General features: G+C 69.9%; 4 protein-coding genes. All 4 read left to right on the forward strand.

Annotated features, from left to right (window positions below; all coding sequences use genetic code 11):
* Nucleotides 1–26 precede the first annotated feature (26 nt).
* Nucleotides 27–2,477 (forward strand): family 20 glycosylhydrolase, encoded by a 2,451-nt coding sequence (locus PIQ37_RS03530; RefSeq protein ID WP_407136444.1) that lies wholly within the window; start codon nt 27–29, stop codon nt 2,475–2,477.
* 16 nt (nt 2,478–2,493) lie between these two features.
* On the forward strand, nt 2,494–5,193 hold the full coding sequence (locus PIQ37_RS03535) for a beta-mannosidase (RefSeq protein ID WP_342072353.1): 2,700 nt from the start codon (nt 2,494–2,496) through the stop codon (nt 5,191–5,193).
* Between the two features lie 11 nt (nt 5,194–5,204).
* Nucleotides 5,205–7,880, forward strand: a complete 2,676-nt coding sequence (locus PIQ37_RS03540) for a glycoside hydrolase family 3 C-terminal domain-containing protein (RefSeq protein ID WP_342072354.1) — start codon at nt 5,205–5,207, stop codon at nt 7,878–7,880.
* 632 nt (nt 7,881–8,512) lie between these two features.
* Nucleotides 8,513–11,485, forward strand: a complete 2,973-nt coding sequence (locus PIQ37_RS03545) for a TonB-dependent receptor (protein WP_342072355.1) — start codon at nt 8,513–8,515, stop codon at nt 11,483–11,485.
* Nucleotides 11,486–12,023 lie beyond the last annotated feature (538 nt).

Here is a 12,023-nt window from a genome sequence, read left to right on the forward strand (position 1 = left end):
CACACCCCCGATTGCCGCACCGCCCGATGCCCGCCACCGCGCGCATCGCGGCGGCCTCCCGCAACGCCTGGCTGGGGTTGTCCCTGCTCGCCTGTGGCAGCCTGCTCGGTGGCTGCGACCGCACTCCGCCGCCAGCGCCGGCGCCTGCGGCCAAGCCTGCCGCAGCGCCGCCGCCGGCACCGAAACACGATGACGACGACGACAAGACGCCGCTTCCGTTGATCCCGGCGCCGGCCAAGGCCGAGCGCGATGGCGGCACCCTAACCATCGGCACCGGCGCCGTGCTGTCGGTGCCCACCGACGACCCCGGCGCGCAGCGCGTGGCCGGGCAACTGTCGCAGTTGCTGAGCAAGACCCGCGGCCTGTCGCTGGAAGTGCGTGCGGAGACCATTCCCGCCAACGGCAGCATCCGCCTGCAGCTCAATCCCAATACCGAGGTCACGCAGGCCGAGGGCTACACGCTGGACGTGGACCCGCGCACCATGCTGATCCAGGCGCGTGAGGAACGCGGCCTGTTCTACGGCGCGATCAGTGCGTGGCAGCTGATGACCCCGGACGCCGGCAAGGGCGAGGTGGACGTGCCGCAGGTGCATATCCGCGACTGGCCGCGCTTCGGCTGGCGCGGCGTGCTGCTCGACGTGGCGCGGCACTTCCACAGCCCCGATACGGTCAAGCGCCTGCTCGACGCGATGGCCCAGCACAAGCTCAACGTGCTGCACCTGCACCTGACCGACGACCAGGGCTGGCGCATCGAGATCAAGCGCTATCCCAAGCTCACCGAGATCGGCGCCTGGCGCACCCCGCCCGGCGCCGGGACCCACGGCCTGCCCGATCGCTACGGCGGCTTCTACACCCAGGACCAGATCCGCGACCTGGTGGCCTACGCCGCCGAACGCCACATCACCATCGTGCCGGAACTGGACATGCCCGGGCACGCGCAGGCGGCGGTGGCGGCCTATCCGGAACTGGTCGGGGTGACCCGGCAGCGGCCCAAGGTGTCGGTGGACTGGGGCGTCAATCCGTATCTGTTCAACACCAACGACAAGAGCATGACCTTCATCCAGGGCGTGCTCGACGAGGTGCTGCAGTTGTTCCCCTCGCCGTACATCCACATCGGCGGCGACGAAGCGGTCAAGGACCAGTGGGAACGCTCGCCGGCGGTGCGCGCGCAGATGCGCAAGCTCGGCATCAAGGATGCGCATGCGCTGCAGGGCTGGTTCAACCAGCAACTGGCCGACTACCTGACCCAGCACAAGCGGCGCCTGATCGGCTGGGACGAGATCCTGGAAGGCGGGCTGCCGGCGAGCGCGTCGGTGATGTCCTGGCGCGGCGTGGACGGCGCGGTCGCCGCCGCCAAGCAAGGCCACGACGTGGTGCTGGCGCCGGCCGGCTGGATGTACCTGGACAACCTGCAGAGCGCGCGCAACGACGAGCCCAACGGCCGCCTGGCGACGCTGCCGCTGCAGAAGGTCTATGGCTTCGACCCGGTACCGGCGGCGCTCAGCGCCGAGGAGAGCAAGCACGTGCTTGGCGTGCAGGCGGCGCTGTGGAGCGAGTACATCCCCTCCACCTGGCATATCGACCATGCGCTGTTCCCGCGGCTGAGCGCGGTGGCCGAGGCCGGCTGGTCGCCGATGGCCGCGCGCGACTGGAACGGTTTCCTGCAGCGCCTGCCGGCGCAGCTGGACCGCTACCGCAGCGAGGGCATCGCCTACGGCGACGGCGCCTTCGCCCCGGACATCGTCGTGCAGGGCGGCGACAACGCCGCGCTGGACAGCGGCCAGGCCACCGTGGTGCTGGGCAACCAGGCCAAGTTCGGCAGCTTCCGCTACACCACCGACGGCAGCGAGCCCAAGGCCGACTCGCCGCGCTACACCGCGCCGTTCGCGGTGACCCTGCCGGTCACCGTGCGCGCGGCGACCTTCTCCGACGACGGCCGCCTGCTGGCCGCGCCGCGCAGCCGCATCCTCGACCGCGCCAACCTGCTCAGCCGCGACACCCAGGGCCTGGCCTCGTGCGAAGGCGGCGAGCTAGGCCTGCGCGTGCCGCTGCTGCCGGACCTGGCGGACCAGGACACGCCGGTGTTCAACATCGACCTGTTCACCAGTTGCTGGCGCTACGCCGACGCGCGCCTGGACGGCATCGACCGCATCCGCATCGACGCCGCACGGCTGGCGCGCAACTACGGGCTGGCGCACGACCAGGCCAAGGTCAAGCGCTACCCGGCTCACAGCCCGCGCGGCGAGTTCGAAGTGCGGCTGGGCGACTGCAAGGGCAAGCTGCTGGCGCGGCTGCCGCTGCCCGCCGGCAAGACCCTGGGCGACCAGTTCGCGCTGGAAGCGCGGCTGCCCAAGCAGACCGGCGTGCACGACCTGTGCCTGCGCTCCACCGCGCCCATCGCCGGCCCGTACTACGCCATCGGCGCCGTCCATCTGATCGACACCGCGGCGCAGGCGCCCCCCGCCGCCGCGCACTGACCCCGGAGACCCTCGCATGATCCAGCCGCCCCGCCGCCCCCGTTCCGCGCCGCGCACGCGCCTTCCTGCCCGCCTCGGGCTGCTGCTGGCGCTGGCCTTGCCGGCGCTGGGCCAGGCGGCGGCGCCGGCGACGCTGTCGCTGCAACAGGGCTGGCAGGTGCGGCTGGCGCCGGGCGATGCCAACGCCAAGGCGCATCCGAAGGCGGCGCAGTGGCTGCCGGCACAGGTGCCGGGCACGGTGCAGACCGACCTGATCGCCGCCGGGGTGGTACCCGATCCGTTCTATCGCGACAACGAAGCGCAGATCCAGTGGGCCGGGCTCAGCGACTGGCAGTACCAGACCCATTTCCAGGTCGACGCCGCCCTGCTGGCGCACCCGCACCTGGAACTGGTGTTCGACGGGCTGGACACCTTCGCCGAGGTCTACCTCAACGGCAAGAAGCTGCTCGCCGCCGACAACATGTTCCGGCAGTGGCGGGTCGACGCCAAACCGCTGCTCAAGCGTGGCGACAACGTGCTGGAAGTGCGCATCGCTTCGCCGATCAAGAAGATCCAGCCGTGGCTGTCCAAGCAGCCGTACGCGCTGCCCGGCGCCTACGACTCGGCGTTCGGCGACGAGCCGGTGGCGCGGCACAGCTCCACCTACGTGCGCAAGGCCCCGTACAACTTCGGCTGGGACTGGGGCCCGCGCATCGTCACCGCCGGCATCTGGCAGGGCGTGCGCCTGGAAGCCTGGGACGCGCTGCGCGTGGACGGCCTGCGCATCGCCCAGCAGCGCGTCGACGCCGACGCGGCGCAATTGCTGGCACAGCTGCAGGTGCAGGCCGGCCGCAGCGGCGAGGTGCAACTGGACCTGGAGGTGCTCGGCCCCGACGGCCAGCGCGTCGGCCAGTTCAGCCAGCGCGCCGTCGTCGATCCGGGCGCCAACACCCTGACCGTGCCGGTGCGCATCGCCAAGCCGCAGCGCTGGTTCCCGGCCGGCTACGGCCGCCAGGATCTGTACACGTTCAAGGCGCAGCTGCGCGATGCCGCCGGCGAGCGCCTGGACGTGCAGCGCGTCACCGGCCTGCGCAGCGTCGAGCTGCGCCGCGAGAAGGACCAGTGGGGCAAGAGTTTCGCCCTGGTGGTCAACGGCATCCCGGTGTTCGCCAAAGGCGCCAACCTGATTCCGTTCGACAGCTTCCCCACCCGCGTCGACGCCGCGCGCATGCGCGGCTTCCTGCAGTCCGCGCGCGACGCCAACATGAACATGCTGCGCATGTGGGGCGGCGGCCATTACCAGCCGGACAGCTTCTACGAGGACGCCGACCGCCTGGGCATCATGATCTGGCAGGACTTCATGTTCGGCGGCGCCATCCCGCCCTACGACGTCGCCTTCCGCGAGAACACCCGCGCCGAGGCCGAGGAGCAGGTGCGGCGCCTCGGCGACCACCCCAGCATCGTCATCTGGTGCGGCAACAACGAAGTGCAGACCGGCTGGGAGAACTGGGGCGACCGGGTCAAGTTCAAGCAGTCGATCGACCCGGAAGAGCGCGAGCGCATCGTCCGCGGCATGACCACGCTGTTCGGCACGGTGCTGCGCGAGGCGGTGCAGAAGTACGACAGCGACACCCCGTACTGGGCGACCTCGCCGGGTACCGATTTCGACGGCGCCGCCGACCAGCCCGACGACGGCGACATGCACTACTGGAAGGTCTGGGGCGGCCCGGCGCTGCCGGTCACCGAATACCTCAACGTGACCCCGCGCTTCATGTCCGAATACGGCCTGCAGTCGTTCCCCGAGATGCGCACCATCCGCGCCTTTGCCGAACCCGGCGACCTGCAGCCGGAATCGCCGGTGATGCGCGCGCACCAGAAATTCGACAAGGGCAACGGCAACCAGCGCCTGCTGCTGTACATCCGCCGCGCCTTCGGCGAGCCCAAGGATTTCGCCAGCTTCGTCTACCTGAGCCAGATCATGCAGGCCGAGGGCATCACCCTGGCCGCCGAACACCTGCGCGCCTCGCGGCCGCAATCGATGGGGTCGCTGTACTGGCAACTCAACGACGTCTGGCCCGGCGCGTCGTGGTCGAGCCTGGACTACTTCGGCCGCTGGAAGGCGCTGCAATACCACGCGCGCCGCTTCTACGCGCCGGAACTGATCGCCGCGCTGCGCAACGACAAGGGCCAGACCGAGGTATCGCTGGTCTCCGACCGCACCACCCCGCTGGCCGCGCGCTGGCGCATGCGGGTCATGGACCTGTCCGGCAAGGTGCTGAGCAAGACCGAGAAGCCGGTGACGCTGGCGCCGCTGTCCAGCGTGCGCGTGGGCAGCTTCAGCGATGCGCAGCTGCTGCGCCGCGCCGATCCGCGCCGCAGCGTCGCGGTGTTTGAGCTGCTCGACGGCGAGCGCGTGCTGTCGCGCACCCTGGTGTACTTCGACGCGGCCAAGCGCCTGCAGTGGCCGCAGGCCGAGATCCGCAGCGAGTTGCGCGCCGACGGCGACGGCTATGCGCTGACCCTGAGCAGCGCCACTCTCGCCGCGCAGGTATGGCTGAGCTTCGGCGACCTCGACGTGACCCTGTCCGACAACGCCTTCGACCTGCTGCCGGGCGAACCGCTGACCGTGCGCGTGCACAGCAGCGCCACGCTGGAGCAGGTGCGCGCGGCGCTGCAGGTGCGTGACCTGGGCGGGACCATGGCTGGCGCGCCGGCCGAGCCGGCGGAGGCGAAGTGATGGGCCGGGAGATGCTCCGTAGATCGGCCGGCGCGCGGTCGCGGCTGAAGCCGCTCCTACAGCCGCTGGCACAGGCGCTGTGCGCACTCGGCCTGCTCGCCGCCCCGCTCGCCCATGCCGACGAGGCCGAGGACCGCGCCGCCGCGCTGGTGGCGAAGATGACCCGCGCCGAAAAGATCGCGCAGGCCATGAACGCTGCGCCGGCGATCCCGCGCCTGGGCGTGCCCGCCTACGAGTGGTGGAGCGAGGGCCTGCATGGCATCGCCCGCAACGGCGAGGCCACGGTGTTCCCGCAGGCGATCGGCCTGGCCGCGACCTGGAACCCCGACCTGCTGCACGACGTCGGCACCGTCACCTCCACCGAGGCGCGGGCCAAGTTCAATCTCGCCGGCGGCCCCGGCAAGGACCATCCGCGCTACGCCGGGCTGACCATCTGGTCGCCCAACATCAACATCTTCCGCGACCCGCGCTGGGGCCGCGGCATGGAGACCTACGGCGAGGATCCCTACCTCACCGGACGGCTCGCGGTCGGCTTCATCCACGGCCTGCAGGGCGACGATCCGGCGCATCCGCGCACCATCGCCACGCCCAAGCACCTGGCCGTGCACAGCGGGCCGGAACCGGGCCGCCACGGCTTCGACGTGGACGTGTCGCCGCACGATTTCGAGGCGACCTACTCGCCGGCGTTCCGCGCCGCCATCGTCGACGGCCAGGCCGGCTCGGTGATGTGCGCGTACAACTCGCTGCATGGCACGCCCGCCTGCGCCGCCGACTGGCTGCTCGACGGCCGCGTGCGCGGCGACTGGGGCTTCAAGGGCTTCGTGGTGTCCGATTGCGATGCGATCGACGACATGACCCAGTTCCACTACTACCGCGCCGACAACGCCGGCTCGTCCGCGGCCGCGCTCAAGGCCGGGCACGATCTGAACTGCGGCTACGCCTATCGCGAGCTCGGCCTGGCCTTCGACCGCGGCGAGGCCGACGAAGCCCTGCTCGACCGCTCGCTGGTGCGCCTGTTCGCCGCGCGCTACCGGCTCGGCGAGCTGCAGCCGCCGCGCAACGATCCGTATGCGCGGCTGGGCGCCAGGGATATCGACAGCGCCGCGCACCGCGCGCTGGCGCTGCAGGCCGCGCAGCAATCGCTGGTGCTGCTGAAGAACGCCAACGCCACCTTGCCGCTGCGCCCGGGCCTGCGCCTGGCCGTGCTCGGACCCAACGCCGACGCGCTGGCCGCGCTGGAAGCCAATTACCAAGGCACCTCGGTGCAGCCGGTGACGCCGCTGCAAGGGCTGCGCACGCGCTTCGGCGCCGCCCAGGTCGCCTATGCGCAGGGCGCGCCGCTGGCCGCCGGCGTGCCCGGCATGATTCCCGAGACCGCCCTGCGCAGCGACGGCAAGCCAGGGCTGCGCGGCGAGTATTTCGACAACCTGGATCTGGCCGGCACCCCGCGCGTGCAGCGCCAGGACCGCGTGGTCGGCTTCAACTGGGACCACGTGGCCCCGGCCAAGGGCGTGGACAAGGACCGTTACTCGGTGCGCTGGAGCGGCGAACTGCTGCCGCCCGGCCCGGGCGACTACACCCTGGCGGTGCGGGTGGCGCGCTGCTTCGATTGCGCCGGCCACGACCCGGTGCGCCTGTATATCGACGACCAGTTGGTGGTCGCCGGCAACGCCGAGGACAAGCACGTGCCAGCCGGCATGCACAACGCCGACGGCCGCAACGTCGAGACCGTGCTGCATTTCGACGACGCGACGCCGCGGCGCATCCGCCTGGAACTGGAACACCGCGGCCAGGACCAGGGCCTGCGCCTGGAGTGGCTGGCGCCGCCGGCGCTGCAACTGGCCGAGGCCGAACGCGCGGTGGCGCAGGCCGACGCGGTGGTGGCCTTCGTCGGCCTGTCGCCGGACGTGGAAGGCGAGGAACTGCGCATCGACGTGCCCGGCTTCGACGGCGGCGACCGCAACGACCTGGCCCTGCCGGCGGCGCAGCAGGCGTTGCTGGAACGGGCCAAGGCCAGCGGCAAGCCGTTGGTGGTGGTGCTGATGAGCGGCAGCGCGGTGGCGTTGAACTGGGCCAAGCAGCATGCCGACGCGATCATCGCCGCCTGGTATCCCGGCCAGTCCGGCGGCACCGCGATCGCCCAGGCGCTGGCCGGCGACATCAACCCCGGCGGGCGCCTGCCGGTGACCTTCTACCGCTCGACCAAGGACCTGCCGCCCTACGTCAGCTACGACATGAAGGGCCGCACCTACCGCTACTTCAAGGGCGAGCCGCTGTTCCCGTTCGGCTACGGGCTGAGCTACACCCAGTTCGCCTACGACGCGCCGCAGCTGTCGACCGCGACGCTGCAGGCCGGCCAGCCGCTGCAGGTGAGCACCACCGTGCGCAACACCGGCGCGCGCGCCGGCGACGAGGTGGTGCAGCTGTACCTGCAATATCCGCAGCGCGCGCAGTCGCCGCTGCGCAGCCTGGTCGGCTTCCAGCGCGTGCACCTGCAGCCGGGCGAGGCGCGCACGCTGCGCTTCGCGCTGGACCCGCGCCAGCTCAGCGACGTCGACCGCAGCGGCCAGCGCGCGGTGGAGGCCGGCGACTACCGGCTGTTCGTCGGTGGTGGCCAGCCTGGCACCGGCGCCCCCGGCGAGGACGCGGCGTTCTCGATCAGCGGGCGCATGGCCCTGCCGAAGTGAGCGACGGGGCCGCCCACGGCCCCTGTCTACGAAATGCGCCAGCGCATGCGGCGGTGCAGCGTAACCGCCCGGCGCGCTCCCGCCACCGGGCGCCATCCGCCCACGTTCCAGCGCCCTGCTAATTTATTTTTCACGACCTATTGACAGTCTTCCGGGACAGAGGTATCGATAACACGTCGGTGCCACGCATCGACGATGCCAGACGCGCCGAACGCCGCAGCACCTGCGGCGTTTTCCAGGGCAGTTCCAGGGGTGATGTGCCATGTCATGCAGTCGTCGCAGCCAGGATCGATGCCTCGCCGGAGTTCCGGCGCCCTGCCTGTCGTCCGCGCGCCGCGCGGGCACGCACGGGGGCCGCTGCGCATGACCCGTCGCTACAAGCTGAGCGCGCTGCGTTCGCGCTCCAAGTGCATCGCCGGCTACTCGCCGCCACGCCACTGATCGCCGTTTAACGGTCCGCCCAGCCGGCAGACGCCTCGCGTCGGTCGCCGTTCGCTCTGTCCTGTTCGCACGCCCTCCGGCGTGCGGTCCGAGCGTGCGCGCCTTCCGCCCACCGTGTCTGCCTTCCAGGAACGCAGCGGCGCGTCGCCTTCGGCACGTGCCCGCACCGATCACGATCAGCGAGGTGTCACGTGGCAACCCATCCCCATTGCAAGCGCAAGGCGCTGTGCGCCGCCATCCTGGCCATCACCGGCCTTGCCGCCACCGCACCGGCGCTGGCCGGCACCGTGCAGGGCGAACTCAAGGAGCGCAGCAGCGGCAAGCCGGCCGCGCACGCGAAGGTCGCCATCGCCGGCACCGCGCTCAGCGCCGTCACCGACGCCCAGGGCCGCTTCGTCATCGCCGACGTGCCGGCCGGGCAGTACGCACTGCAACTGGACTATCCCGGTTTCAGCGCGCCGGAAACCACCGTGCAGGTCGCCGACAGCGGCGCCGCCACGGTGTCGATCGCGCTGGACGAGGCCAAGCAGTTGCAGACGATCAGCGTGGCGGCCAACCGCTACGACGCCAGCACGCTGAAGATGAATTCCTCGAACACGGTGGACGTGCTGTCGGCCAACGATCTCGAGCACACCGCCGTGCACAACGTCGCCGAGGCGCTGGGCCTGATCGCCGGCATCAACATCACCTACAGCGGCTCGGGCTACTTCGGCGGCGTCGACGGCGCCGCGCGCGGCGAAGGCATGTTCGCCTCGGTGCGCGGCCTGCCCTCCGAGTACAACGTCAACCTGATCGACGGCGTCACCGTCGCCCAGGGCATGCCGTACAGCCGCAGCGTGCAGTTGAGCCTGCTGCCGCCTTCCGGCCTGCAGACCATCGTCGCCAACAAGACCTCCACCGCCGACATGGACGGCGACGCGATCGGCGGCACATTGGATTTCCGCACGCCCACCGCCTACGACTACAAGGACACCACGAGCGGCAGCGTCACCGTCAGCGGCCGCGTGGAAAGCCGCGCCCGCGACTACGGCGGCGACGGCCTCGGCGGCGGCCTGGCCGGCGAGTTTCAGCACAAGTTCGGCGACGAGCAGCAGTTCGGCTTCTACGCCAGCGCCTATTACGACTACCGCACCTCGACCAACAGCGAGGTGGCCGCGGCCACCAGCGCGCTCAACGACGGCTCATGGAAGTTCCTGCATGCCAATGCCGACGGCAGCAACGCCGCCGGTTACGCACCGCAGGACAACCTGACCAGCACCGGCATGAACGTCGGCGTGGTCGCCGGCTGGGAGCGCCGCTACGGCGGCAACGCCGCCTTCGACTGGAACGTGGACGACACCCTGTCGGTGTACGCACGCGCCACCTACGCCTACGCCAAGACCGACCAGGGCACCACCTTCGTGCAGTTGCTGCCGCAGGACGTCAGCTTCGTGCCGACCACCACACCGGGCGTGTATTCGCCCAACATCAACCGCATCGCCGCGCGCTTCTGGTACGAGACCAACCCGGAAATCGCCGACCTGGCCACGTTCCAGGTGGGCGCGCGCAAGACCGCCGGCAACTGGACGCTGTCGCCGAACCTGTTCTACAGCTTCGGCGACAACGACCGCCCCGACCACATCGAGATCGACGGGCGCGAGGACAAGTTCAGCCAGGCCAACTTCGCCTACTCCGGCAGCAGCCTGATGCGCTACGGCAGCGGCGCCTTCCCCTACCCGCAGCTGACCCCGGCGCTGCTGGCGCAGGTCAACAACATCCCCTCGCTGTACGCCAGCAGCTACGGCGAATCGACCAAGATCTACTCGGGGCAGAAGAAGGGCGGCGCCAAGTTCGACGCGCGCTACGACTTCAGCGACGGCGCGCTGACCACGCTGCAGTTCGGCGTGAAGTACAGCAAGAGCAGCCGTCACTACAGCAACCGCGACTGGTGGACCGGCCCGGTGCCGGACACCAGCACGCTGGGCGACCTGGGCATCTTCAACGGCGGCTACGCGGCGATCTTCCCCGGCAAGTACCACTGGGCCACGCCGCGGGTCAGCGAGGGCGCGGTGGCGCAGGTCATCGCCAACCACCTCACCGACGACGACCTGGACACCTGCGGCAGCGCGTTCTACGTCAACAACTGGAACTGCAACACGATGCGCGGCACCGAGGCGGTCAGCGCCGCCTACGCGATGGCGACCTTCTCCTTCGGCAGCCTGGAAGTGGTGCCCGGCGTGCGCTTCGAGCACACCAGCATCCACAACACCTTCTGGACCACGCCCACCGACAGCGACGGCAACCAGCAGGTCGGCTATTTCGCCGCCAACAGCACGCACTACGACCAGCCACTGCCGAGCGTGTTCCTGACCTGGCGCCCGGACAGCGCCACCACCTACCGCGCGGCGCTGTGGACCAGCTATACGCGGCCGGCGTTCGTGCAGTTGGGCGGCGGCAGCCAGATCAACATTTCCAACGGCATCACCACCATCAGCCAGGGCAACCCGGACCTGAAGGCGATCACCTCGACCAACCTGGACCTGTCCGGCGAGTGGGCGACCGACCATGGCGGGTTCTTCTCGGTGGCCGGCTTCTACAAGCGCCTGCACCACTACATCTACGATGCGGGTTCCGGCCAGGCCAATTCGGGCACCAGCGGCAGCGGCACGGTGTTCTACCAGATGCCGACCAACGGCGGCGACGGCCGCGTGTACGGCGTGGAGGTCAGCGCGCGGCAGCGCTTCCAGGATCTGCCGGCGCCGTTCGACGGGCTCGGCGTCAGCGCCAATGCCACGCGCCAGCATGCGCATGCCGATCTGGGCATGGTCGGCTTCGAAGACGAGCAGATGCAGTCGGCGCCGAATGCGATGGCGAATCTGGAGTTGTTCTACGAGCGCTCGAAGTTCTCGGTGAACCTGAGCTATCACTTCAGCAGTTCGTATCTGCTGAACTACGATTTTCTGCACCAGAACGCGCCGTGGGACGACCTGTGGGCGCGGCCGACGCGGCGGGTGGATCTGCATGCGGGCTATCGGTTCGACAACGGGGTGAATGTGGATCTGTCGATCTCCAATCTCACCAAGGAATACAGTTACTGGGGCCATGTGGGCCGGCACAATCTGGCGGTGTCGGACATCGTGGATGCCGGCATGATGACGCTGTTGACCGTCAAGTACGCGTTCTAGGCCGCGGCGGCGTGCGCACTGGGATGCCATCGCGGAGCGTTGCCACGCTGTCTGTGGGAGGGACTTCGGCCCCGGCGGGCCTTACTGACTCCGCCTGGATCAGGCCGTTTGTGGGAGGGACTTCAGTCCCTTCGGGCTTCACCGGTGCGACCTGGATCAGGCCGCACCGGCAGCCCGCCCGATCAACGCGCGAAGCGGCTGTCGTAGGAGCGGCTTCAGCCGCGACAGGCCTTACCGACACGGTCTGGGCCACGGCTTTTGTGGGAGGGACTTCGGTCCCGACGGGCTTTACCGGTGCTGTTTGGAGCAGGCTGCATCGGCAAGCGGCTGGAGCAAAGCGCGCCTGGGCTGTCGTAGGAGCGGCTTCAGCCGCGATAGGCTCCACCGACAAAGCTTGGGCCAGGGCTTTTGTGGGAGGGACTTCAGTCCCGACGGGCTTTACCCGTGCTGTTTGGAGCAAGCTGCATCGGCAAGTGGCTGGAGCAAAGCGCGCCTTGGCTGTCGTAGGAGCGGCTTCAGCCGCGACAGGCTCCACCGA

Origin of the sequence: Xanthomonas protegens (genome assembly GCF_038442435.1) — a bacterium.
Classification (GTDB): domain Bacteria; phylum Pseudomonadota; class Gammaproteobacteria; order Xanthomonadales; family Xanthomonadaceae; genus Xanthomonas_A; species Xanthomonas_A sontii.